Source organism: Dietzia sp. HMSC21D01 (genome assembly GCF_001815995.1).
In the GTDB taxonomy this organism is placed as follows: Bacteria; Actinomycetota; Actinomycetes; order Mycobacteriales; family Mycobacteriaceae; genus Dietzia; species Dietzia cinnamea.
The window spans coordinates 1-24,605 of record NZ_KV823892.1; the positions used below are offsets into that span (position 1 = coordinate 1).

At 70.8% G+C, this 24,605-nt stretch carries 18 protein-coding genes, 2 tRNA genes and 3 pseudogenes; 4 read left to right on the forward strand and 19 right to left on the reverse strand.

Annotated features, from left to right (window positions below; genetic code table 11):
• The 8 genes and pseudogenes from HMPREF3086_RS07835 to HMPREF3086_RS18000 form a co-directional block, all read right to left on the reverse strand.
• Positions 1–2,949: Rne/Rng family ribonuclease (locus HMPREF3086_RS07835; RefSeq protein WP_070721183.1), on the reverse strand; the 2,949-nt coding region annotated here is incomplete at its 3' end.
• Between the two features lie 331 nt (positions 2,950–3,280).
• Entirely contained in the window at positions 3,281–3,691 is a 411-nt protein-coding gene (gene ndk / locus HMPREF3086_RS07840; protein WP_007628950.1) for a nucleoside-diphosphate kinase, read from the reverse strand.
• Between the two features lie 51 nt (positions 3,692–3,742).
• Positions 3,743–4,156 carry a DUF4233 domain-containing protein gene (locus HMPREF3086_RS07845; RefSeq protein ID WP_007628951.1) on the reverse strand — a complete coding sequence of 138 codons (414 nt, stop codon included), beginning with the start codon at positions 4,154–4,156 and terminating at the stop codon, positions 3,743–3,745.
• On the reverse strand, positions 4,153–5,751 hold the full coding sequence (locus tag HMPREF3086_RS07850; protein ID WP_174521534.1) for a bifunctional tetrahydrofolate synthase/dihydrofolate synthase: 1,599 nt from the start codon (positions 5,749–5,751) through the stop codon (positions 4,153–4,155). Before HMPREF3086_RS07850 ends, HMPREF3086_RS07845 begins: the two co-directional genes overlap by 4 nt.
• Positions 5,748–8,459, reverse strand: coding sequence for a valine--tRNA ligase (locus HMPREF3086_RS07855; protein ID WP_070721184.1), 2,712 nt, complete (start codon positions 8,457–8,459; stop codon positions 5,748–5,750). The genes HMPREF3086_RS07850 and HMPREF3086_RS07855 overlap by 4 nt, the downstream gene beginning before the upstream one ends.
• 376 nt (positions 8,460–8,835) lie before the next feature.
• The gene (locus HMPREF3086_RS07860; protein WP_063974031.1) at positions 8,836–9,828 is read right to left on the reverse strand and encodes a malate dehydrogenase; all 993 of its coding nucleotides are present in this window, start codon (positions 9,826–9,828) and stop codon (positions 8,836–8,838) included.
• Positions 9,829–9,990: 162 nt separating this feature from the next.
• On the reverse strand, positions 9,991–10,620 hold the full coding sequence (locus tag HMPREF3086_RS07865; protein ID WP_061228476.1) for a 3-oxoacid CoA-transferase subunit B: 630 nt from the start codon (positions 10,618–10,620) through the stop codon (positions 9,991–9,993).
• Positions 10,617–10,793 (reverse strand): annotated as a pseudogene (locus HMPREF3086_RS18000) (CoA-transferase); the annotation flags it as partial. The gene HMPREF3086_RS07865 and the pseudogene HMPREF3086_RS18000, both read right to left, overlap by 4 nt.
• Before the next feature lie 2 nt (positions 10,794–10,795).
• Between HMPREF3086_RS18000 and HMPREF3086_RS07870 the strand changes: the two are divergent.
• A pseudogene (locus tag HMPREF3086_RS07870) lies at positions 10,796–11,452 on the forward strand (acetyl-CoA C-acyltransferase); the annotation flags it as partial.
• 368 nt (positions 11,453–11,820) lie between these two features.
• Here the strand turns inward: HMPREF3086_RS07870 and catC are convergent.
• The 7 genes and pseudogenes from catC to HMPREF3086_RS07905 form a co-directional block, all read right to left on the reverse strand.
• A complete protein-coding gene (catC, locus tag HMPREF3086_RS07875) occupies positions 11,821–12,105 on the reverse strand; it encodes a muconolactone Delta-isomerase (protein WP_061228475.1) in 285 nt (94 codons plus the stop codon).
• Between the two features lie 66 nt (positions 12,106–12,171).
• A pseudogene (locus HMPREF3086_RS07880) lies at positions 12,172–13,059 on the reverse strand (muconate/chloromuconate family cycloisomerase); the annotation flags it as partial.
• Position 13,060: 1 nt separating this feature from the next.
• The gene (clpX, locus tag HMPREF3086_RS07885) at positions 13,061–14,329 is read right to left on the reverse strand and encodes an ATP-dependent Clp protease ATP-binding subunit ClpX (RefSeq protein ID WP_007626667.1); all 1,269 of its coding nucleotides are present in this window, start codon (positions 14,327–14,329) and stop codon (positions 13,061–13,063) included.
• Between the two features lie 146 nt (positions 14,330–14,475).
• Positions 14,476–15,099, reverse strand: a complete 624-nt coding sequence (locus tag HMPREF3086_RS07890) for an ATP-dependent Clp protease proteolytic subunit (RefSeq protein WP_007626669.1) — start codon at positions 15,097–15,099, stop codon at positions 14,476–14,478.
• Between the two features lie 68 nt (positions 15,100–15,167).
• Entirely contained in the window at positions 15,168–15,809 is a 642-nt protein-coding gene (locus tag HMPREF3086_RS07895) for an ATP-dependent Clp protease proteolytic subunit (protein ID WP_007626671.1), read from the reverse strand.
• A gap of 237 nt (positions 15,810–16,046) precedes the next feature.
• Positions 16,047–17,444 (reverse strand): trigger factor, encoded by a 1,398-nt coding sequence (gene tig / locus HMPREF3086_RS07900; protein ID WP_070721187.1) that lies wholly within the window; start codon positions 17,442–17,444, stop codon positions 16,047–16,049.
• 51 nt (positions 17,445–17,495) lie between these two features.
• Positions 17,496–17,572 (reverse strand) — tRNA-Pro (locus tag HMPREF3086_RS07905).
• A 202-nt stretch (positions 17,573–17,774) separates the two neighbouring features.
• Between HMPREF3086_RS07905 and HMPREF3086_RS07910 the strand changes: the two genes are divergently transcribed.
• A tRNA-Gly gene (locus tag HMPREF3086_RS07910) sits at positions 17,775–17,848 on the forward strand.
• Positions 17,849–18,177: 329 nt separating this feature from the next.
• On the opposite strand, the gene HMPREF3086_RS07915 is transcribed toward HMPREF3086_RS07910, so the two are convergent.
• The 3 genes from HMPREF3086_RS07915 to HMPREF3086_RS07925 form a co-directional block, all read right to left on the reverse strand.
• Positions 18,178–19,014 carry an Fpg/Nei family DNA glycosylase gene (locus HMPREF3086_RS07915; protein WP_070721190.1) on the reverse strand — a complete coding sequence of 279 codons (837 nt, stop codon included), beginning with the start codon at positions 19,012–19,014 and terminating at the stop codon, positions 18,178–18,180.
• A gap of 71 nt (positions 19,015–19,085) precedes the next feature.
• Positions 19,086–19,559, reverse strand: coding sequence for a ribose-5-phosphate isomerase (locus HMPREF3086_RS07920; RefSeq protein WP_007626676.1), 474 nt, complete (start codon positions 19,557–19,559; stop codon positions 19,086–19,088).
• Between the two features lie 63 nt (positions 19,560–19,622).
• Positions 19,623–20,249 (reverse strand): mycothiol-dependent nitroreductase Rv2466c family protein, encoded by a 627-nt coding sequence (locus tag HMPREF3086_RS07925; RefSeq protein WP_070721194.1) that lies wholly within the window; start codon positions 20,247–20,249, stop codon positions 19,623–19,625.
• 110 nt (positions 20,250–20,359) lie between these two features.
• Between HMPREF3086_RS07925 and pepN the strand changes: the two genes are divergently transcribed.
• Positions 20,360–22,969: an aminopeptidase N gene (gene pepN / locus HMPREF3086_RS07930; protein WP_070721198.1), complete on the forward strand. Its 2,610-nt coding sequence runs from the start codon at positions 20,360–20,362 to the stop codon at positions 22,967–22,969.
• A gap of 145 nt (positions 22,970–23,114) precedes the next feature.
• On the opposite strand, the gene HMPREF3086_RS07935 is transcribed toward pepN, so the two are convergent.
• Positions 23,115–23,726 carry an HNH endonuclease gene (locus HMPREF3086_RS07935; protein WP_070721201.1) on the reverse strand — a complete coding sequence of 204 codons (612 nt, stop codon included), beginning with the start codon at positions 23,724–23,726 and terminating at the stop codon, positions 23,115–23,117.
• 466 nt (positions 23,727–24,192) lie between these two features.
• Here HMPREF3086_RS07935 and HMPREF3086_RS07940 point away from each other — a divergent pair, with 466 nt between their 5' ends.
• Complete coding sequence (locus HMPREF3086_RS07940) at positions 24,193–24,588, forward strand: globin (protein WP_061228510.1); 396 nt, start codon at positions 24,193–24,195, stop codon at positions 24,586–24,588.
• Positions 24,589–24,605: the final 17 nt, after the last annotated feature.

Genomic DNA, 24,605 nt, shown 5'->3' on the forward strand with positions numbered 1-24,605 from the left:
GGCGTTCTGCCGGGCGATCGCCAGCGCGGCCGGGTGCGCGGCCGGCGCGGGGCCGTCCTTGCGCGGTGTCTGCTTGGGCGAGGCGCTGTCGGACTCGCCGTTGCCCTTGCCGTTGCCGTTGCCGCCGCGACGACGGCCGCGCTTGGCGCCCGGCTCGTCGGCGTTGTGCGACTCGGTGTGGAGGGGGTCGGCGTGGACGATCAGACCGCGACCCTGGCAGTGCTCACACGGCGTGGAGAACGCCTCGACCAGACCGGTGCCCAGCTTCTTCCGGGTGAGCTGGACCAGGCCGAGCGAGGTGACCTCGGAGACCTGGTGGCGAGTGCGGTCGCGGCCGAGGGCCTCGGTGAGGCGGCGCAGCACGAGGTCGCGATTCGCCTCGAGGACCATGTCGATGAAGTCGATGATCACCATGCCGCCCACGTCCCGCAGACGCAGCTGGCGCACGATCTCCTCGGCGGCCTCGAGGTTGTTCTTGGTGACGGTCTCCTCGAGGTTGCCGCCGGAGCCGGTGTACTTGCCGGTGTTGACGTCGATGACGGTCATGGCCTCGGTGCGGTCGATCACCAGGGAGCCACCGGAGGGCAGCCACACCTTGCGGTCGAGCGCCTTGGCCAGCTGCTCGTCGACCCGGTGGGTCGCGAACACGTCCACGTCGGGGTTGTCGTGGCGTTCGAGCCGGTCGACCATCTCCGGCGCCACGCGCGAGACGTAGCCGTGCACCGTGTTCCAGGACGTCTCGCCCTGGATGACGAGCTTGGAGAAGTCCTCGTTGAACAGGTCGCGGACGACCTTGACCAGCAGATCGGGCTCCTCGTACAGCGCGACGGGCGTGCCGGAGCCGGACTCGGTGCGCTTGGCGGCCGCCTCGGAGATCTCGGTCCACTGCGCGGCGAGCCGCTCGACGTCGCGACCGATCTCCTCGGCGCTGACGCCCTCGGCGGCGGTGCGGATGATGACGCCGGAGCCCTCGGGCACGACCTCCTTGAGGATCCCCTTCAGGCGGCGCCGCTCGGTGTCGGGAAGCTTGCGGGAGATGCCGGTGGAGTTGCCGTCGGGGACGTAGACGAGGAACCGGCCGGCCAGCGAGATCTGGGTCGACAGGCGGGCGCCCTTCTGACCGACGGGGTCCTTGGTGACCTGGACCAACACCATGTCGCCGGACTTGAGCGCCTGCTCGATGCGCCGCGCCTTTCCGCCGAGTCCGGCGGCCTCCCAGTTGACCTCGCCGGCGTAGAGCACGCCGTTGCGGCCGCGTCCGATGTCGACGAACGCCGCCTCCATGCTGGGCAGGACGTTCTGCACGCGGCCGAGGTAGACGTTGCCGACCATCGAGCGGGCGGACTCGGTGGTGACGAAGTGCTCGACGAGCACCTTGTCCTCGAGGACGCCGACCTGGGTCATGAGGCCCTTGCCGTCGGTGCGCTGCTTCTCGCGTACCACCATGACGCGGTCCACGGCCTCGCGGCGGGCGAGGAACTCGGCCTCGGACAGGATCGGCTGGCGGCGACGGCCGGCCTCACGGCCGTCGCGTCGACGCTGGCGCTTGGCCTCGAGTCGGGTCGAGCCGGTGATGCCCTGGACCTCGTCGGAGGACGTGCTGGAGTCCTGTCCCGCGCGCCCGGTGCGGCGGCGTGGGTCGCGCTCGTGAACCTCGGTGTGGGGCGGGTCGTCGCTGGAGGTCTGGGCGTCGTCGGCGCCGGAACCCCCACCACGACGACGACGACGGCGACGCCTCCTCGAGCCCGACGGGGCGCCCGAGGAGTCGTCGGACTCGTCCGCGTCGTCGTCTCCGGACTCGTCCTGCCCGTCGGCGTCGTCGGCCGTCCGGTCCGCGGCGTCGTCGGAGCGGTCGCGGCCGGTCCCGCGGGCGGCCGTCGCGGCGTCGTCGGACGCGTCTGCGCCGTCGGTGTCTCCGGAGGACGCCGCGGTGGCGGCGGTGCGGTCGTCGGCGTCGTTGTCGTCGTCACCGGTCACGTCGTCGGATCCGGCGGCACCCGCGTCCGGACCGGAGGTGGTGTCCTGGCCGTTCTGCTCGTCGCCGCCCTCACCGCGCCCGCGGCCGCGGCCCCGACGGCCACGCCGACGACGACGGGTTCCGCCCTCACCGGAGTCGGACTGTTCGGTGGAGTCGGGCTGGGCAGTGGGGTCGGACCGCGTGGCCGAGTCGGACGGCGCCGTGGAGTGCGACTGCCCTGCCGAGTCGGACCTTTCGGTGGCCGCGGCGGTGTCCTCGGGAGAGAGGAACAGGGGGGAGAACGAGGGGGTCGCGGTGGAGCGACGTCGACGATTCCCGGGCTCGGCGGCGCCGACCTCGCCGGTGACGATCGCGATCTCCGGCAGCGGCGGCCGGTTCCTCGCGTCGGTCTTCCCACCCCCGGTGCGGGCGGCATCCGAGCGGGTGTCCTCGGCCGGGACGGTGTCGTCGGCGGTCCTCGCGGCGCTCTTCTCCGCCGCGGTGGCCTTCTCGGCGGTCTTCTCGGCGGTGGTCTTGCGCGCCGGGCTCTTCCGGGCGGGCGTCTTCCGGGCGGATCGGGTTTCGGCCGTCTCCCCCTCGGCCGTCTCCCCCTCGGCGGGGGCCACGTCCGCTCCCGTCGCCTCGGCGGCCGTCGTGCGCGCCGGGGCCTCGTCCGCAGGGACCTTCTCCGCAGGTGCCTTCTTCGCCGCGGACTTCTTGGCGGCCTTGCGCGCCGGGGCCTTCTTCGCGGGCGCCTCCGCGGCAGGAGCTTCCGCGGCAGGAGCCTCCGCCGCGTCGGAACGGCTGTTGAACCACGTCAGCAGCACGTCGCGGGTCACGCCGGACTGGGCGCTCTTGATCTCCACCCCGATCCCGGCCATGGCGGCCAGGAACTCCTTGCTGGTCATGCCCACGGCCTTGGCCGCGGCGTGCGCGCGCATCCTCTCGGGCAGCGCGGCGAGGTCGTCGATGGTCAGGTTCGGATCCGACACGTGTCTCCTCCGGCCGGACTCCGGGCGCGATCACGTCACCGGGAAACCGGTGACCCACGCCGCCGCACGGGGTCGGGCGTCTTCTGGTCTCGGCCCCGCCGTGGCGGGGCAACGTCTTGTGGTCCGCGGTACCCGGACGAATCGGGCCGCGGGTGGCGGGCGCCCGTTCCGGGGCGGACTGGTGGTCCACTCGCCAGGATGGGCTCCGATCATTCTCCCACACCGGGCGCCGGAACGTCGCCGTCCGGGCACCACGAAATGGCGACGCGCCCGTCGGGACGGGGGCCGACGGGCGCGTGGGCAGCGTCGTCGCTGCAGGAGGTGGCGGGAGCTACAGACCGGGGAACCAGAGCGCGATCTCGCGCGCCGCCGACTCCTCGGAGTCCGAACCGTGGACGAGGTTCAGCTGGGTCTCGAGGCCGAAGTCGCCGCGGATGGAGCCCGGGGCGGCCTTCTCGACGGGATCGGTGCCACCCGCGAGCTGCCGCCACGCGGCGATCGCGCGGGGCCCCTCGAGGACGCCAGCGACCACGGGACCGGAGGTGATGAACTCGAGCAGGTCGCCGTAGAACGGACGCTCGGCGTGCTCCGCGTAGTGCTCGGCCGCGGTCTCCTGCGGCACCCGCCGCATGTCCATGGCGACGATCCTGAGCCCCTTGGCCTCGATACGGGACAGGATGGTGCCGGTCAGGCCGCGCTCGACTCCGTCGGGCTTGATGAGGAAGAAGGTTCTCTCGGTCACGGCGGCAATGCTACAAGCACATACGCGGGCGGGGTCGCCCGGCGGGGCCGCTCAGTCGTGCTGACTGGGCAGGTATCCCCCGGCCATCCGTCCCGCGAGGTCGCGGCGCAGGAACAGGATGTACGCCCACACGGTCGCGAACAACAGGCCGGAGACGCCCATCGACCAGTGCACGGCCCATCCCGCCACGGCCAGGGCCGCGAGGGTCAGATTCATCGGGATCGCCCAGGGTTTGCGCTGGAGTCCGCTGGCCACGAGCATCGCGATCGCCAGCAGACTGACGAACCACACCTTCCACGGTTGGAAGTGCGCGCCGTCGTCGAGCCGTGCGATCACCGTGAGCACCAGGCCGATGACGATCGCCTCGAGCACCAGGGTCCCCGCCATGATGCCCCGCAGGCCCTTCCACGGGTCCACCGACGGCTCGTGTGCGGTGCCCCGGGGTCCGGGGGTCGGGTCGGTCACTGTGCGTCCTTTCCGAACAGACTGCGGGCGGCACCGGCGGTCACCACGGAGCCGGTGACGAGGACGCCGACTCCGGAGACGTCGTCGTCCGCGGTGGGGTCCGGGACGCCCACGAGATCCAGGGCGGCGCTGACCGCGTCGGGCAGGGTGTCCACCACGTGGACGCGCTGCGCGGTGAACCGCTCCTCCGCGATCCGGGCCAACTCGTCGAGTTCCATCGCGCGCGGTGACGCCGAGCGGGTGACGACGACCTCCTCGACCACGGGCTCCAGCGCCGCGAGGAAGGCGTCGGCGTCCTTGCCGTCGAGCATGGCGACCACGGCGACCAGCCGCTTGAAGTCGAACTCCGAGGTGACGGCCTCGGCGAGCGCGCGACCCCCGTGGCCGTTGTGGGCCGCGTCCACCAGGACGGTGGGGCTGGAGCTGAGCCGTTCGAGACGGCCCGGGTTGTCGACCGCGGCGAAGCCGGCGCGGACGAGTTCCGGATCCAGCGCCCTGTCGGGCCCGGCTCCGAAGAACGCCTCGACCGCGGCCAGGGCGGTCGCCGCGTTCTCGGCCTGGTGCTCGCCGAACAGGGGCAGGAACACCTCGGGGTACTCGCCGCCGAGCCCGCGCAGGGTTAGCTGCTGTCCGCCCACGGCGAGACGCCGCTCCACGACATCGAACTCGGAACCGAGGCGCGCGACGACCGCGCCGACCTCGACCGCGCGGCGGATCAGCACCTCCATGGCCTCGGGCTCCTGGCGGCCGATCACGGCGACCGGGTCCCGCGGCAGCAGGTCGTCGGAGGGTCCCGGCTGGATGATCCCGGCCTTCTCCCCCGCGATCGTCGCGAGGTCCTCGCCGAGGTACTCGGTGTGGTCCAGGCCGACGGGGGTGATGACGGAGACGGCCGGCCGCACGACGTTGGTGGCGTCCCAGGTCCCGCCCATCCCCGTCTCGATCACCGCGACGTCGACGGGAGCGTCGGCGAACGCGGCGAACGCCATCGCTGTGAGCACCTCGAAGTAGCTCATCCGCGGGCCGCCCGCCTCCTCGGACCGCTGGTCGACCAGGTCGAAGTAGGGCTGCAGCTCACGGTAGGTGTCGACGAAGGTCCGCGCCGTGATCGGCTCGCCGTCCATCGCGATGCGCTCGGTGACGCTCTGCAGGTGCGGGCTGGAGTTGCGCCCGGTGCGCTGGTGGAGCGCCCGGAGCAGCGCGTCGATCATCCGGGTGACCGACGTCTTGCCGTTCGTCCCGGCGACGTGCACCACGGGGTAGGCGTGCTGTGGGTCGCCGAGGATCGAGGTCAGCTCGGCGATCCGGTCCAGGCTCGGCTCGAGGCGGGACTCGGGCCAGCGGGTGGCCAGGTTCTCCTCGACCGCCGCGAGCTCGGCCGTGTCGGCCTGCCACTCGGGGCTGCCCACCTCGGGGATCGGGCGCGGCGGCAGGTGGTCGTCACCGTCGCTCTCCTCGTCCCCCGGGATGGGCCCGCCCAGTGGTACGCCCGACACGAGCCCGTCCTCGCCGAGCATCTCGGCGACGTCCTCCTCGGTCGGGGTGTCCCATCCCTCCTCCGGATCGTGGGGCGGGAGCCACTTGCGGTCACTCACGCGGAGCCACTCCCCGCCGGCATCGTCTCGAGCCGGGCGGTGATCCGGGCGACCTCGGCCTCCGCCAGGTCACGCCTGGCACGGATCTTGTCGACGACGTGGTCAGGCGCCTTGCCCAGGAACGCCTCGTTGCCGAGCTTGGCGCCCGTGGTCTCGAGTTCCTTGTGGGCCGCCGCGAGATCCTTCTCCAGGCGACGCCGCTCGGCGGCGAGGTCGATCGTCCCCGACGTGTCGATCTCGACGTCCACCGTCGACAGGCCGAGCCGGACCTCGAGCGACGCCGTGGCGGTGAAGTCGTCCGCGGCCGGCGTGAGGCGGGCGAGCGAGGCCACCTGGTCGAGCAGGTCGGCCGGCAGGTCCGCGCCGTCGACGCCACCGATACGCGCCGGCACGCGCTGACCGGGCTTGAGGCCCTGATCCGAGCGGAACCGGCGGATCTCCGTGACCAGCGTCTGGGCGTCGCCCACCCGCCGCACCGCGTCCGAGGCGTCGTCGGCCGGGACCACGTCGGTCGGCCACGGCGCGATCACGAGCGATTCACCGCCGGTGAGGGCGGTCCAGAGGGTCTCGGTGACGAACGGGATCACCGGGTGCAGCATCCGCAGCAGCACGTCCAGGACGTGGCCCAGCACGAGCCTCGTCCGCTCGGCCCGCTCGGAGGCGCGGGACTCGTCGTCGTTCCCGAACTGGACCTTCGCGAGCTCGAGATACCAGTCGCAGACCTCGTCCCACGCGAAGTGGTAGAGGGCCTCGCACGCCTTGGAGAACTCGTAGCGCTCCAACGCCTCGTCGACGGTCTCCCGCACCTGCCCCAGACGGTGCAGGATCCACCGGTCGGCGTCGGTGAGATCCGCGGCGTCGGGCACCGGACCGACCTTCGCGCCGTTCATGAGCGCGAAGCGGGTGGCGTTGAAGAGTTTGGTGGCGAAGTTGCGCGAGGCCTGCGCGGAGTCGTCGCCGACGGACAGGTCGCCGCCGGGGTGCGCGCCTCGCGCCAGCGTGAACCGCAGTGCGTCCGCGCCGAAACGGTCGACCCAGTCCAACGGGTCGATACCGTTGCCCTTGGACTTGGACATCTTCTGACCGTGCTCGTCACGGACCAGCCCGTGGAGGAACACGTCGGTGAACGGGACCGTGCCGGGCGCGGCCTTGTCGCCGCCGAGCCGGCGGCCCACGAACGTGCCGAACATCATCATCCGCGCCACCCAGAAGAACAGGATGTCGTAGCCGGTGACCAGCACCGACGTCGGGTAGAAGCGTTCGAGGTCGGCGGTGCGCTCGGGCCAGCCCATCGTGGAGAACGGCCACAGCGCGGAGGAGAACCACGTGTCGAGGACGTCGGCCTCCTGCGTGTACCCGGCGGGCGGCTCCTCGTCGGGGCCCACGCACACCACCTCGCCGTCGGGCCCGTACCAGATCGGGATCCGGTGGCCCCACCACAGCTGGCGCGAGATGCACCAGTCGTGCATGTCGTCGACCCAGTCGAACCACCGCGGTTCCTGGCTCGTCGGGTGGATCACCGTGTCGCCGTCGCGGACCGCGTCGCCGGCCATCTTCGCCAGTTCCTCGACGCGGACCCACCACTGCAGCGACAGGCGCGGCTCGATCGGCTCCCCGGACCGCTCCGAGTGACCGACCGAGTGCAGGTAGGGCCGGACCTCCTTGACGATCCGCCCCTGCGCCGCCAGGTCCTCGCGGACCGCCGCACGTGCCTCGAAACGGTCCATGCCGTCGTAGCGGGTGCCGGTGCCCGTGATGTGGCCGGTGGCGTCCATGATCGTGGGCATCTCGAGCCCGTGACGCTGGCCGATGGCGAAGTCGTTGGGGTCGTGTGCCGGCGTGACCTTGACGGCACCCGTGCCGAACTCCGGGTCCACGTAGTCGTCGGCGACCACACGCATGGTCCAGCCGTCGCGGAACGGATGCGGGATCTCGGTGCCCACCAGATGCGCGTAGCGCTCGTCGTCCGGGTGGACGGCGATCGCGGTGTCGCCGAGCATGGTCTCGAGACGGGTCGTGGCCACGACCAGGTGCGGCTCGGAGTCGTCCATCGAGCCGTATCGGAAGCTGACCAGCTCGCCCTCGACGTCGGAGTACTTGACCTCGATGTCGGAGATCGCGGTCTGCAGCGTGGGCGACCAGTTGACCAGTCGCTCCGCGCGGTAGATCAGCCCTTGGTCGTAGAGTTCCTTGAAGATCGTCTGGACGGCCCGGGACAGGCCCTCGTCGAGGGTGAACCGCTCGCGCGACCAGTCCACGCCGTCGCCGAGGCGGCGCATCTGCTCGCCGATCGTGCCGCCGGACTCACGCTTCCACTCCCAGACCTTCTCGATGAAGGCCTCACGACCGATCTCGTGCCGGTCGATCCCCTCGTCGCGGAGCTTCCGGTCCACCAGGGTCTGCGTCGCGATGCCGGCGTGATCCATGCCGGGCAGCCACAGCACCTCGTACCCCTGCATGCGCCTGCGCCGGGTGAGCACGTCCATGAGGGTGTGGTCGAGCGCGTGGCCCATGTGCAGACTGCCGGTGACGTTTGGCGGGGGTAGGACTACCGAGTACGCGGGCTTGCCGCTGGATGCGTCGGCCTCGAAGTAGCCGGCGTCCACCCAGCGCTGATACAGCTCGGCCTCCACCTCACCTGGGTTCCAGGAGGCTGGCAGGGCGTCCGCGCGGTCGGCGTTCGGAGGGGAAGCGGCTGGAGTGGTCACCCGGCCATCTTAGGCCGTCCTCCGAACTCGCCCGAAACACGGTGAAACCGGTTCGACACACCGGACACGTGGCTTTCTGCGCGTCGCTGTCGGAGAACATCGTCTGCAGAAGGAACCCACCATGGAGCACACCGGACATCACGCGGCGGAGACGCTGGAACGCGGACTGGGGAGGCGCGGGTTCCTGCGGGCAGCCTTCGCCGTGAGCGCCGCCGCCGGGGCCGCGGGCATGGCCGGGTGCCCGCACGCGCCGACGGTGGGTGCGCATACCGCGCCGGGCACCTCGGGGCCCCTCGCCACTCGGGCGTCACGCGTACGCCCACCTGTCCGCGGCGTCGGACTTCACGGTGTCGAGGGTCGGTGGAGGATCGCGGGGTCAGTCCGCCAGGCCGAGAGCGCGCACAGCGTCCCGCTCGGAGACCAGTTCCGCGACCGAGGCGTCGATGCGGGCCCGCTGGAAATCGCTGATCTCCAGGCCCTCGACGACCTCCCACTCGCCGCCCCGGCTGCGGCACGGCAACCCCGTCACCACACCGGGGACCGTGCCGTACTCGCCACCCGACGGCAACGCGACGGTGGTCCAGCTCTCGCCGGACGTGCCACGCACCCAGTCCCGCATCTGGTCGACCGCCGCACCGGCCGCGGAGGCGGCCGACGACGATCCCCGGACTGCGATGATCTCGGCGCCGCGGCCCGCGACGCGCGGGATGAAGGTGTCGGCCAGCCACTCGGGGTCGAGCCCGGCGGTGACTGGTTCGCCCCCGCGCGTCAGATAGGTGACGTCGGGGAACTGGGTCGCGGAGTGGTTGCCCCAGACCACCACCCCGTCGAGCTCGGACACCCGGGCCCCCAGCCGCGTTGCCAGCTGGCTCAGCGCGCGGTTGTGGTCGAGACGCATGAGCGCGGTGAAGCGTCCGGCCGGGACGTCGGGCGCGTGACGGTGGGCGATGTACGCGTTCGTGTTGGCGGGATTACCCACGACGACCACGCGGATGTCGTCGGCAGCGTGGTCGTTGATCGCCCGCCCCTGTTCGCGGAAGATCGCCCCGTTCGCGGTGAGGAGATCGGCCCGCTCCATGCCCTTCCCGCGCGGTCGGGCACCCACGAGGAACGCCGCGTTCGCGCCGTCGAACGCCTCTGTCACGTCGTCGGTGATCTCGATCGAGTCGACCAACGGCAACGCGCAGTCCTCGATCTCCATCGCCACTCCCTCGGCGGCGACCACGGCCGACGGGATGTCGAGGAGCCGTAGGCGGACCGGGGTGCCCGGCCCGAAGACCAGGCCGGACGCGAGCCAGAACAGCAGCGAATAGGCGATCTTGCCGGCCGCACCGGTGACGGTGACGGTGACCGGGGTGTTGGTGTTCATATCCGAGGGCCTCCCGGGGACGACGACGGGGTCGGCCCCTACAGTAGTGAGAATCCGACCCCGTACCGTGTGCCCGCTCGTCGACCTCGTCCGCACCGCCCGGCGGGCGAGCGGGCGGGCGGAGTTCCCCGGCGCGCGGAGTTGCCGGGCGGGCGGCGCTGATCAGGCGTGGACCGGCGCAGCCGTCTTCTGACGGACCTCGTCGATCGTCACGTCGGGCGCCAGCTCGACCAGGCGGAAGCCCTCCTCGGTGATGTCGAGGACGCACAGATCGGTCACGACCCGCTGGACGCAGGCCTTTCCGGTGTACGGGAGGGTGTTCTCCTCCATGAGCTTGAGACCGCCCTTGCGAGTGACGTGGTCCATCATCACGATCACACGGCCGGCACCGTGGACGAGGTCCATCGCACCGCCCATGCCCTTGACCATCGCGCCCGGGATCATCCAGTTGCTCAGGTCGCCGTGCTGCGAGACCTGCATCGCGCCCAGCACCGCCACGTCGACGTGGCCGCCCCGGATCATGGCGAACGAGTCCGAGGAGCCGAAGAACGCCGCGCCGGGTGCGGCGGTGATCGTCTCCTTGCCGGCGTTGATCATCTCGGGGTCCAGCTGTTCCCGGGTCGGATAGGGGCCAACGCCCAGGATCCCGTTCTCCGAGTGGAGTGTGACACGCACTCCCTCGGGGAGGTGGTCGGGGATCAGCGTCGGCATCCCTATGCCGAGGTTGACGTACTGGCCGTCGGTGAAGTCCGCGGCGATCCGGGCGGCCATCTGCTCATGGGTCCAGCTCATGACTGATCCTCCCCGTTGCTGCTGAGCTTCTCGATCTCCACGCCGGTCTCCTGGCGTCCGACCTCGACGATGCGCTGGACGTAGATGCCGGGCAGGTGGACGTCGGCGGGGTCGATCTCACCCTCGCAGACGACCTCCTCGGCCTGGACGATCGTGACCCGGCCGGCCATGGCCCCAGTCACACCAACGGGCGGTCGCCGCACAGCGGTCCGGCGCATTCGGCGAGGAGATCGTCCCGGTCACCGTCCCGCAGCGCAAGGGCGACGACCTGGTCGTGGACACCGACGAACACCCGCGTGCGGACTCCAGCGTGGAGGCGCTTGCTGAGCTGCGCCCGATCATGGGACGTGCGGACTCCGAAGCCACAGTCACCGCCGGCAACGCCTCCGGTCAGAACGACGGCGCCGCGATGTGCGTGGTGACCACCGCCGACAGGGCGGCAACTCTCGGCCTGACCCCGATCGTGCGTCTGGCCTCCTGGGCCGTCGCGGGCGTCGCCCCGGAGACCATGGGCATCGGTCCGGTCCCCGCGACCGCCAAAGCACTCGACCGGTTGGGACTCACGCTGGCCGACATGGACGTCATCGAACTCAACGAGGCGTTTGCCGCCCAGGCTCTGGCCGTCATGCGTGAGTGGGACATCGATCCGGCCTCCGAGCACCTCAACCCGCACGGTTCCGGCATCTCTCTCGGCCACCCCGTCGGCGCGACCGGTGCCCGGATGCTCGCGACCCTCTCCCGCGAAATGGTCCGCCGGGACGCGCAGTGGGGCCTGGAGACCATGTGCATCGGCGGTGGCCAGGGCCTCGCCGCCGTGTTCGAGCGGGTCTGACGCCGACGCCGCGACCGCAACCGCCCACCCGCGCGCAGCCCCCCGGGAAGGCCGCGCCCGGGCATTACGCCAGCGCACCTCGCGGGGGTCGCGCTGCGCCTTCGACTCGCGCTGGCGGAAAGGTCCGTTCCCGCAGCGCACCCCCGGGATTTCCGTACGGAGAGGCAGCGTGAGCCGAAGAACCAGCGCACCTCGCGGAGGTCGCGCTGCGCCTATGCCCGCGGTAGTCGCGGAGGGGAGGCACCGACTGGCTCACCCGGTGCCCGGAACAACGCACCCGCCGCCGGGACGTCCTGGGAAGCGACGACGCCCCGGGGGGTGGACCGCGTGTTCCGCGCTCCGCCCCGGGGGCGTCCGACATGTCGCCGTCAGCCGTCGATCCGGGACGGGTGCCGGGTCAGGGCCATGACCTCGATGTCCATGAACGGGAACAGTGGGAGTTCCTGGAGGATCTCGTGGAGCTCGTCGCCGGACTCGACGTCGAAGATGCTGATGTTCGAGTACTGGCCGACGATGCGCCAGAGCTCACGCCACTTCCCGGACCGTTGCAGCTCCTGGCTGTAGGCCTTCTCGCGCGCCACGGTCTCGGCGCGGACCTCCGGGTCCAGGTCGTGCGGGATCCTGACGTCCATGCGGACGTGGAACAGTGCCATTGTCGGCCTCTCCTTCTTGTCGGTGGTGTGGGTCGGGCGCTTGTCAGTGGTGGGTCGGGGCGGTCATCAGCGGCGGGTGAACCGCTCCACCGCGTCGTGGTCGGGCTCCACGCCCAGGCCCGGTCCCTCCGGGAGGTGTACGCGGCCCTCCTCGTAGCGGATCGGCTCGGTGACGTACGTCTCGGCCAGCAGCAGCGGGCCGAAGAGCTCCGAGCCGTAGTTGAAGCCGGGCTCCGCGCAGGCCAGGTGCAGTGAGGCGACCGTGCCTATCGGCCCCTCCAAGGACGTCGCCGCGTGGCAGGCGATCCCCGCTGCGCGGGCGACCGCCACGGCCTCCTTGCCGCGGGTGAGCCCACCGAGCTTGGTGGTCTTGACCGCGATTACCCCGGCCGCGTCCCGACGGGCGACCTCGAGCGCGTCGTGCGGCGACTGGACCGACTCATCGGCCATGAACTGCACCGGCAGCGACCGGTTGAGCTCGGCGAGCACCTCGACCTGCTCGGTGGGGGTCGGCTGCTCGATGAGCTCGATCCCGGCCTCCACCAACGCGGGCAGATGCACATTGGCGGTGAACCGGTCCCAACGGGCGTTGATGTCCACCCGCAGACCGGCGCGACCGTTCAGCCGATCCGCGAGCGCGGCGATGCGGGCCACGTCCTCCGCCGGCTCCAGCGCGCCCATCTTCACCTTGAAACTGCGGTGACGATCCGCCGCCAGCAGCTCGTCGATCTCGGCGACCATCTCCTCGAGCGGCATGGCGCCCAGCGCCCAGGTGCACTCGATCGAATCACGCACCGCGCCGCCGAGCAGCGAGCGAACCGGCACGTCCGACGACCGGGCCCACGCGTCGAACATCGCGATCTCGAGGGCGGCCTTGGCGAAGCGGCCGCGGGCCACTACGCCCTCCATCGCCTCGATCACGGCGGGGATCTCCTCCACCCGCCGGCCGGTCAGCTCACGCCGAGCGCTCGCGGGGCTCCTCCTCGGAGACCGGGACGATCGTCGGGAGGACGTTGTCGCGCACCGTCTCGCCGGTGACCACCACGCGGGCGACGTCGTCGCGGCCCGGGATGTCGTACATCACCGGCAGGAGCACCTCCTCCATGATCGCACGCAGACCACGGGCGCCGGTGCCGCGAAGGATCGCCTGATCGGCCACTGCCTCGAGCGCGTCCTGCGTGAACTCGAGCTCCACGCCGTCCATCTCGAACAGGCGGGCGTACTGCTTGACCAGCGCGTTCTTCGGCTCGGCGAGGATGTTCACCAGGGCCTCGCGGTCGAGGCTCGTCACGGTCGCCACCACGGGCAGGCGCCCGATGAACTCCGGGATCAGGCCGAACTTGACCAGGTCCTCGGGCATGACCTCCGAGAAGTTGTCCGTGGTGTCCAACTCGTTCTTGCTGGCCACCTCCGCCCCGAAGCCCAGGCCCTTGCGGCCCACCCGGTCGCCGACGATCTTCTCGAGACCCTGGAACGCGCCGGCCACGATGAACAACACGTTGGACGTGTCGATCTGGATGAATTCCTGGTGCGGGTGCTTGCGCCCGCCCTGCGGCGGCACCGACGCCTGTGTCCCCTCGAGGATCTTCAGCAGCGCCTGCTGGACGCCCTCGCCGGACACATCCCGCGTGATCGACGGGTTCTCCGCCTTGCGGGCGATCTTGTCGACCTCGTCGATGTAGATGATGCCCATCTCGGCGCGCTTGGTGTCGAAGTCCGCGGCCTGGATGAGCTTGAGGAGGATGTTCTCCACGTCCTCGCCCACGTACCCGGCCTCGGTCAGCGCCGTGGCGTCCGCGATCGCGAACGGCACGTTGAGCATCTTGGCGAGGGTCTGCGCGAGGTAGGTCTTGCCGCAGCCGGTCGGGCCCAGCATGAGGATGTTGGACTTGGCCAGCTCGACGCCGTCACCACGCCCGAGGGCCGCGCCGACGCGGATACGCTTGTAATGGTTGTAGACGGCCACCGCGAGATTGCGCTTGGCCGCGTCCTGACCCACCACGTACTCGTCGAGGAACGCGTGGATCTCGGCCGGCTTCGGCAACGCGTCGAGACCCGCCTCCTGCGACTCGTCGACCTCGGACTCGATGATCTCGTTGCACAGCTCGATGCACTCGTCGCAGATGTAGACCCCGGGACCGGCGATCAGCTTCTTGACCTGCTTCTGGCTCTTCCCACAGAAGGAACACTTCAACAGGTCGCCGCTCTCACCCACACGCGCCATGAGTTCTACGTCCTCGCATTCCGGGGGCGCCGATGTCACGCCCCGTAGTCGACGGTACGCGGAAGCGGCCACGAAAGCCGCCCCGCGCGATCAGTTCATTGCACCCGACGGCCCACCGCTCCCCCGAGCGGCGCGCCGCCGCCGCGTCAGTTGCCCGCCGACAGCTTGCGGTAGTCGAACACGGTGTCGATGATGCCGTAATCCTTGGCCTCCTCGGCCGTGAGGATCTTGTCGCGGTCCGTATCCTTGCGGATCTGGTCGGCGTCACGACCGGTGTGCCGGGCGAGGGTCGTCTCCATGAGACGACGCATCCGCTCGATCTCCGCAGCCTGGATCTCCAGGTCCGAGACCTGACCCTGGATGCCGCCGGTGGCCGGCTGATGGATGAGGATGCGGGCGTTGGGCAACGCTGCCCGCTTGCCCTTCGTGCCGGCCGCCAGAAGCACGGCCGCGGCCGACGCGGCCTGCCCGAGGCACACCGTCACGACGTCCGGGCGCACGTACTGCATCGTGTCGTAGATCGCCATGAGCGACGTGAACGAGCCGCCCGGCGAGTTGATGTACATGGTGATGTCGCGGTCCGGATCCTGGCCCTCCAGGACCAGGAGCTGGGCCATGATGTCGTTCGCCGAGGCATCGTCGACCTGGGTACCCAGGAAGATGATGCGCTCCTCGAAGAGCTTGTTGTACGGGTTGGACTCCTTGACGCCGTAGCTGGAGTGCTCGACGAAGGACGGGAGAATGTAGCGCGAAGACGGCAGTGAGGTCATCGGGGACTCCGTGGTCGTGTGCGGGACTGGACGGTCGGCGGGAGCGCTCCCGCCGGGGAAGGACTCGATCACGACGGCGAGGACCCGCCGGACTGGGACGCACGCGAGATCACGTGGTCGACGAAGCCGTACTCCTTGGCCTGCTCGGCCGTGAACCAGCGGTCGCGGTCGGAGTCCTCGGTGACCTGCTCGAACGACTGACCGGTGTGGAAGGCGATGAGCTCGGCCATCTCACGCTTGGTCGCCGCGAACTGCTCGGCCTGGATGGCGATGTCCGCGGCGGAGCCACCGACGCCGGCCGACGGCTGGTGCATCATGATCTTGGCGTGCGGGAGGGCGTAGCGCTTGCCCTTCGTCCCGGCCGCCAGCAGGAACTGGCCCATCGAGGCGGCCAGCCCCATGCCGTAGGTGGCCACGTCGCACTCGACGAACTGCATGGTGTCGTAGATGGCCATGCCGGCCGTCACCGAGCCGCCGGGCGAGTTGATGTACATCGCGATGTCGCGGGAGGGATCCTCCGCGGCGAGCAGGAGCATCTGCGCGCATAGGCGGTTGGCGATGTCGTCGTCGACCTGGGAGCCCAGGAAGATGATCCGCTCCTGCAGGAGACGTTCGTACACCGAGTCGCCGAGAGTGAGTCCGTGGGACCCCGGCGAGTTGAGGGCGGGCTGTGTCGAACCGGGCTGAGCCGCTGAACCGTTCTGGGCCACGGGGAACCTACCTTCGCTCATCGTCTTCACCGCTCGCGCGGCGCCCGGCCGACCGGTGGCCGGGGAACCGTTACGTCAAACACTAACCAACGCCGGGGACGGAACCGTCCCGCCGGGGCGGGTGTTCGCTCTCAGCGTCGGCCGACCCCGCTCTCCGCCGGGGCAGCCCCTGACGAGGAGAGGGCCGGGGACCACGCGTGGTGGTCCCCGGCCCCCGGGTGCGACTGGGCGTACCGATCAGGCGTCAGTGCCCTCGCGCGACTCGTCGGCGGAGTCGGTCGCCTCATCGGCGGCGTCCTCGTCCGAGGCGTCCTCACGGGTGCCGAAGAACTCGGAGGTGTCCACGACGTTGCCCTCGGCGTCCTTGACGGTGACCTGCTGGATCACGTCGGCCAGGGCCTTGGAGCGGCGGACGTCGGAGAACAGCGAGCCGAGCTGGCCGGCCTGCTGGATCTGCTGCACGAACTGGTTGGGGTCCATGCCGTAGCGCTGGGCCTGGAACAGGATGTGCTGCGTGAGCTCCTCCTGCGAGACGTCGGTGGAGGCCTCCTCGGCGACCGCGTCCAGCAGGAGCTGGCTACGGATGGCACGGGCGGTGGCCTCGAGCGTCTCCACATCGAAGGTCTCGCGGTCGGTGCCCTCCGCGGCGAGCATGGAGTTGATCATGTCGTCGTCGTGCGCGGCATCGCCGAAGATCGAGTGCAGCTGCTGATGCGCCTCGGCCTCGACGAGGGCGTCGGGGGTCGGGACGTCGGTGGCCTCGAGGAGGGCGTCGAGCACCTTGTCGCGGATCTCCCCGGCGAGGCCGGCCTTGGCCTGCTGGGCGACCTTCTCGGTGAGATCGGCGCGCAGCTCCTCGAGCGTGTCGAACTCGCTGGCCATCTGGGCGAACTCGTCGTCGGCCTCGGGGAGCTCGCGCTCCTTGACCGACTGGACGGTCACCGTGATGACGGCCTCCCTGCCGGCGTGCTCACCGGCGACGAGCGAGGAGGTGAACTCCTTGGACTCGCCGGCCTTGAGGCCCTCGGCGGCCTCGTCGAGCCCCTCGATGAGCGTGCCCGAACCGAGCTCGTAGGACAGGCCCTCGGTGGAGGCGTCCTCGACCGGCTCGCCGTCGACGGTGGCGGCCAGGTCCACGGACAGGAAGTCGCCCTTGGTGGCGCCACGCTCGACGCCCTTGAGGGTGCCGAAGCGGGCGCGGAGGTTGTCGAGCTCGGCGTCGACGGCGGCGTCGTCGGTCTCGGGCGCCTCAACGGTGACCTCGAGGTCTTCGAACTTCGGCAGGGTGATCTCCGGGCGGACGTCGACCTCGGCCGTGAACTCCACGACGTCGTTGTCCTCGAGCTTGGTGACCTCGATCTCCGGCTGGGCCAGGACCACGAGCTCGTGCTCGTCGACGGCCTGGCTGTAGCGCGCGGGGATCATGTCGTTGATGACCTGCTCGAGGACGGCCGGGCGACCGATCCGCGACTCGAGGAGCTTGGCCGGGGCCTTACCGGGACGGAAGCCCGGGATGTTGACCTGGCCGGCGAGCGACTTGTAGGCCTTGGCGAAGTCCGGCTCGAGCTCCGCGAACGGCACCTCCACGGTGATCTTGACCCGGGTCGGGTTGAGCTGCTCGACAGTGCTCTTCACGGTGATGTTCTCCTAGGAAGTCTTCTGGGGGTTCGTGTCTTTCGGCTCCGCTGGTCGGGATGACAGGATTCGAACCTGCGACCCTCCGCTCCCAAAGCGGATGCGCTACCAAGCTGCGCCACATCCCGGTGGGTCGCGCGGCCGACCACCCCGCTGTCACGCACGGGAAATCCGCCGGGCCGCCAAACCAACTCGCCCAGTGTACGACAGGCCGACCTCGGCACCGATTCCGACTTATCGGCCCGGAAGTTGGGAGCGTCGCGTGGCGTCCGGTAGTGTTGTCACAGCGTGAGCGGGACCCGGGGGAAAACCCCAGGTCAGGCCGCCGACGCGGGTGTAGCTTAATGGTAAAGCCCCTGCCTTCCAAGCAGGATACGCGGGTTCGATTCCCGTCACCCGCTCCACAGAGAGCCCCGCCCGTCCCCACCGACGGCTCGGGGCTTTTCTCGTCCATGCTCTTCTGCCGGGGCCCAGACGCTCCCGCAGATGGCGTCTCGCGCGCCTGCCTCACCGGCCCAGCCGCAGCCGCCTTTCGCCACGGCGTCTCGCGCGCCTGCCTGACCGGCCCAGCCGCAGCCGCCCCTCGCCATGGCGTCTCGCCCCTACCCCGGTGCGCGCCAGACGCCATGGTCGCGCGCGGCTGCGTCTCCGGCAGCGGGCCCCCTCCCGGAGGCTGGGCCGGCGCCCCGCCCGGTTCTGCCGAACCGCGTTCGCCGACCCTCGACCCGCCCGGTCAGCCGCCGCGACGACCCGGTTGGCAGGTGGGACACCAGTACAGGGTCCGCGCCTCCATCGCCTGCTGACGAACCTCGTCCCCGCACACCCGGCATTCCCAGCCGTCGCGTTGATAGACGTAGTTGCGCGGCCGGTCGGCGCCCCGCCTCGGCACGTCGCCGTGGTCGTGCTCGGGACGGATGGTGTGGATCGCTCCGGTCCGGACCCCGATCTCCATCAGCGCGACGAGGTCGTCCCACACGGCGTCGAACTGCGCGCGATCGAGCTCCCTGCCGGGAAGGAACGGGTCGATCCCGTGTCGGAAGAGCACCTCGGCGCGGTACACGTTGCCGACGCCGGCCAGGATCTTCTGGTCCATGAGCAGGGCGCCGACGGGCCGCGCGCTGCGCGAGATCCGGGCCCAGGCGCGCTCCGGCTCGGCGTCCGGGTCGAGGGGGTCGGGGCCCAGTCGGTCGCGTACGTCGCCGACCTCCGCCTCGGCGATCACCTCGCACCGCGTCGGCCCGCGCAGGTCGACCCAGTGTGCGGGGCCGCCGTCGGCGATCGCACCCACCCTCATGCGGACCTGCCCGACCGGAGCCGGCGGGGCCTCGCCCTCGGGGACCAGGTGGGTGTCGAAGAACCCGTACAGGCCCAAGTGGACGTGGACGGCGAGGCCGCCCTCGTAGTGGTGGAAGAGGTGCTTGCCGACCGCCGTGGCGCGCTCGAAGTACCGTCCGTCGACCACGACATGGTCCGCGAACCGGCCCTGGGGGCTGGACACACGGACGGGCCCGCCTGCGAAGTACTCGGTGTGCAGGCGGGCCAGCCGGTGGAGGGTGTGCCCCTCAGGCACGGTGAGGCCCTGGATCGGCGGATTCAGACACGGCGGGAATCAGGCGCGGCGGGACTCGAGCGCGGTGGAGCTCAGGCGCCGGGGACCGCGGGGGCCTCGCCGGTGCGCTCGTACTCGGCGAGGATGTCGATGCGCCGCTGGTGTCGCTCGGCTCCCGACCACTCCTGGTCGAGGAACGCGTCGACGATCGCCAGCGCCTCCTCCTGCGAGTGCATACGCCCGCCGATGCCGATCAGCTGCGCGTTGTTGTGCTCACGCGCGAGCCGGGCGGTCTCCACGCTCCACGCGAGCGCACAACGGGCGCCGGGCACCTTGTTCGCGGCGATCTGCTCACCGTTGCCGGACCCGCCCAGGACGATCCCGAGGCTGCCCGGGTCGGCGACGACCTTCCGGGCGGCGTCGATGCAGAACGCCGGGTAGTCGTCCTCGGCGTCGTAGGTGTGGGCGCCACAGTCGACGACCTCGTGGCCGGAGCCCTTCAGATGCTCGGCGATGACGTTCTTGGTCTCGAAGCCGGCGTGGTCCGCTCCCAGGTAGATGCGCATGGCGGCGATTCTGCCACGCCCCGGGTGCGCCCACCCCCGGGGCACCGGTGCCGACAGTGCCGCTCAGTCGAACCGCGGATCCTCCGTGCGGCTGCGCTTGAGCTCGAAGAAGTAAGGGAACCCAGCGAGCAGCGCGGCACCGTCGAACACCCTGCCGGCCTCCTCGCCGCGCGGGATGCGCGTCAGGACGGGCCCGAAGAAGGCCACCCCGTCGACATGGACGACCGGGGTCCCGACCTCGTCGCCCACCGGGTCCATGCCCCGGTGGTGGGAGGCGCGGAGCTCGTCGTCGTACTCATCGGTCCCAGCTGCCGCGGCGAGGTCGGCGTCCAGGCCGGCCGCCTGGAGCGCCTCGGTGATGACGGTCGGGTCCTCGACGCCACGACCCTGGTCGTGGATGCGGGTGCCCATCTCGGTGTACAGCGGCCCGAGGACCTCCTGGCCGTGGCGCTTGGCGGCGGCGATGGCCACGCGCACAGGGCCCCACCCGAGCTTCATCTTCTCCAAGTAGTCCTCGGGCAGGTCACGGCCGTCGTTGAGCACGGACAGGCTCATGACGTTCCACGTCACGGAGATGTCACGGACCTTCTCGACCTCGAGGATCCAGCGGCTGGTGACCCACGCGAAGGGGCACAGCGGATCAAACCAGAAGTCGACGGAACGGGTGGTGGACTGCGTACTGGAGGTCATGTCCCCATCCTCCCCGTCCGGCGCGCGTGCCGCCACTGGCGCTTATGTGTCGGGTCCGGGTGGTAGGACTGGTGCGGTAGCCGAACCCCCACCGAACCGAGGTCCCACTGATGCGCTTGCTCAACCTCACCCGCGCCGACGCCGCCGCGCGGTCGGACCTGCTCAGCGTCGAGTCGTACGACGTGGAGATCGACCTCACCGACGGCAGTGGCGGGCCCGGGACCGGCACGTTCCGCTCGCGCACCGTGGTGCGGTTCTCCTGCGCGCGCCCGGGCGCGGAGACCTTCATCGACCTGCGGTCCGCCGTGATCAGGTCGGCGGTCCTCAACGGCCGGGAACTGTTCCCGGCCGGGGAGGAGAACCGGTACGACGACGAGGAGGGCCTCACCCTTCCGGACCTGCAGGAGTCCAACGAGCTCGTGGTGGACGCCGATCTGGCGTACACCACGACCGGTGAGGGCCTGCACCGGATGGTCGATCCGGCGGACGGGGAGGTCTATCTCTACTCCCAGTTCGAGACGGCGGACGCCAAGCGGGTCTTCGCCTGCTTCGACCAGCCGGATCTCAAGGCGAGGTACACGCTCACGGTGACGGCACCGGAGAAGTGGGTCGTGGTGGCCAACACGCTGGCCGAGGAGTCACCGGCGGAGGGCGGCGGCGTGGTCCACCGCTTCGCGCCGACCGAGATCATGTCCACCTATCTGGTCGCGCTCATCGCGGGCCCGTACCACGTGGTGGAGGACGCCTACACCGACGAGCACGGCACCATCCCGCTGCGGCTGCTGTGCCGCGCCTCGCTCGCCGAGTACCTCGACGCCGACCGCCTCTTCGCGGAGACCAAAGAGGGGTTCGGCTTCTACCACCGCGAGTTCGGGCTGCCGTACGCGTTCGGCAAGTACGACCAGATCTTCGTCCCCGAGTTCAACGCCGGGGCCATGGAGAACGCCGGTGCCGTCACGTTCCTCGAGGACTATGTGTTCCGTTCCCGCGTGACCGGCTACCGCTACGAGCGGCGCAACGAGACGATCCTGCACGAGATGGCCCACATGTGGTTCGGGGACCTCGTGACCATGCGGTGGTGGGACGACCTGTGGCTCAACGAGTCGTTCGCCACGTTCGCCTCGGTGCTCGCCCAGGTCGACGCGACGCAGTACACCGAGGCCTGGACGACGTTCGCCAACGTGGAGAAGTCGTGGGCCTACCGCCAGGATCAGCTGCCGTCCACGCACCCCGTCGCCGCGGACATGACCGACCTGGAGACGGTCGAGGCCAATTTCGACGGCATCACCTACGCCAAGGGCGCCTCGGTGCTCAAGCAGCTCGTCGCCTACGTCGGGCGCGAGCCCTTCCTGGCGGGCCTGCGCGCGTACTTCGCCGAGCACGCGTTCGGCAACGCCGAGTTCGACGACCTGCTGTCCGCGTTGGAGGAGTCCTCCGGTCGGGACCTGTCCGGCTGGGCCGACCAGTGGCTGCGCACCACGGGGATCAACCCGATCTCCGTCGAGGTGTCGACCTCCGGCAGCGGCGCGGGCGCCCGGATCTCCGAGCTGTCGGTGCTCCAGGGCCCCGCCGCGCCGGGAGCCGGCGAGCTGCGCACCCACCGCCTGGGGGTGGGCCTGTACAACCGCGACGACTCCGGCGCGCTCGTGCGGACGGCCCGCGCCGAACTCGACGTCACCGGCGAGCGGACCGTCGTCGCCGACCTGGCCGGTCAACCGGTGCCCGACCTCGTCCTGCCCAACGACGAGGACCTGACGTACTGCTCGGTCCGCCTGGACGAGCGGTCGCTGGCCACCGTCCTGGACTCTCTGGAGAACATCGTCGACCCGCTCGCGCGGACGCTCTGCTGGTCGGCGCTGTGGGAGATGACGCGGGAGGCGCGGCTCCCGGCCCGCCGCTTCGTCGAGGTGGTCTCGCGTGCCGTCCCGCGCGAGTCCCAGATCGGCGTCGTCCAGCGTGTGCTCACCCAGGCGCAGACCGCGTTGGCGCGCTACGCCGACCCGGACTGGGCGGCCGCAACCGGGTGGGCGACGTTCTCCGGGGCCATGCTCGCCGCGGCCCGCGACGCGGAACCGGGTTCGGATCACCAGCTCGCGTTCCTCACCGCGCTGTGTGCGTGCCCGATCGGGATCGATCAGCAGCGTGTGCTCGGGACGCTCCTCGACGCGGGTGCCGAGGACGCGGGGCTGCCCGGCCTCGTCGTCGACACCGATCTTCGCTGGACCGTGCTCACGGCGCTCGTCGCAGCGGGCGTCGAGGGCGTCGACCGCATCGACGCCGAACTCGCCGCCGACGACACGGCCGGCGGGGCGCGCAGGGCCGCCACCGCCCGGGCGGCTCGCCCCTCCGTCGCCGCGAAGGAGGAAGCGGAGGAGTTGATCCTGACCACAGGCGCCGACGCCCCGACCAACGCGATCGTCCGCGCCACGCTCCTCGGGCTGGATCTGCCCGGCCACGAGCACCTGCTCACCGGGTTGTGCGAGCGCTATCTCGACGACGTCACCGCGTTGTGGAAGGCCCGCCCCGGCGACCTCGCGCAGACCGTCGCCGAGGGGATCTTCCCCTCCTGGGCGGTCGACGGCGAGACCGTGGAGCGGTTCGAGCAGGTGATCGCCGACGAGTCGCGGCCGTCGTCGCTGCGTCGGATCATCGCCGAGCAGACCGCGGACATGACCCGCGCGCTCAAGGCCCGGGCCGTCGACGCCGCCGAGGCCGACTGACCGGCGTTTAACCCACCGGGCCACAGCCGCCCCTCGCCATGGCGGCATGCGCGCACCGCGGGGCGGGCGAGACGTCATCGCCGGGGGCGGCTGGGCGTCCCGGCGCGCCCGCCTGACCCGAGGCCCCGGGACGCGGAGCCGTGGATCAGGCGGCGTCGAGGTAGAGGTAGTCCTCCCAGTACGGGCCGATCTCCCGCAACTGCGAGACGAGCCTCCACGTTCGACTACGCGGGGCGACGAGCGGCACCTTGAGCTCCCAGCCCAGCTCGGAGAGGAGCTTGTCCGCCTTGCGGTGGTTGCACGGTGCGCACGAGGCGACACAGTTCTCCCAGTTGTGCGCTCCCCCACGGCTGCGTGGGACGACGTGGTCGACGGTCGTGGCCTTGGCGTTGCAGTAGCCGCAGCGGCGCCCGTCCCGGTGCATGAGCGCGGCGCGGGTCATCGGCACCTGCGAGTGGTACGGGATCCGGACGTACTCACGGAGCCGGATGACGGAGGGCACGCGCACCGAGGTATCCACCGACCGCACCACGACCTCCACCGGATGCTCGTGCACCACGTCGGCCTTCCCGCCCAGCAGCATCACCACGGCTCGGCGGGCCGGCAACGCGGTGAGTGCCTCGTAGCTGGCGTTGAGCAGCAGCACGCGCGGCGCCGACGCGAGCGGGACCGGCCGGTCCGGGACCGGCTCAAGTCGCTTCGGGGATCGAGCCCCCCGTTGTCGGTACTCCGAGTTCTCGCGCACTGCTGTGCCCATGGTCGGTCTCCGCTCGTCTGCTCCGAGCCCAGTGCACCATTCCCGACCGGGCCCGCAGTGAACCTTGCCTGCAACGATGATGCACCTTCGGTGAACTCTTCGCGCGGTTTACAGGCGAGCGGGCTCGCCGGGCCGCCCTGCCGGGATCAGCCGCGGCGGGGGCGGCGCCGATTGCGCTCCGTGACGCCGCGCTCGGGAGAACCGCGCCGGTCTGACCGCTTGACCCACGGGTTTTGGACGTAACCATGTAGGTCCAGAGCCCGGTTCACCACCCTGGTTACATCCAAAGTCGCCATGAGTGCGTCCATATCGACTCACGAGCCGAGGGCGGGGCCGGGCGCGGCGGGCACGGGCCTAGGTCAGGGGCGGAGGGTGACGCGGGCGGGGTGGCTCCACCACCTGCGCGGGGGCCCGCGGGTGTCCGCCCCGGCGGCCCTCGGGTGACCGCGCAGGCATCATGGAGGGCATGAGCAGCAGCACGTTCTATGACGAGGTCGGTGGGGCGGAGACGTTCCGGAAGATCGTCCACGAGTTCTACCGCCGCGTGGCGGACGACCCCGTGCTGCGCCCGATGTACCCTGAGGAGGACCTGGGCCCCGCCGAGGACCGCCTGCGGATGTTCCTCGAGCAGTACTGGGGAGGCCCCACCACCTACTCCGAGCAACGCGGCCACCCGCGACTGCGGATGCGGCACAACCCGTACGTCGTCGACCGCGCCGCCCACGACGCGTGGCTCACCCACATGCTCGCGGCGGTCGAGACGATCGACCGCGACACCCTGGGCGACGAGCACCGCGCCGCGCTGGTGGACTACCTCACCCGCGCCGCCGCGATGATGGTCAACACCGCCGACGCGCCGTGACCCCGTCCCCCGCGCAC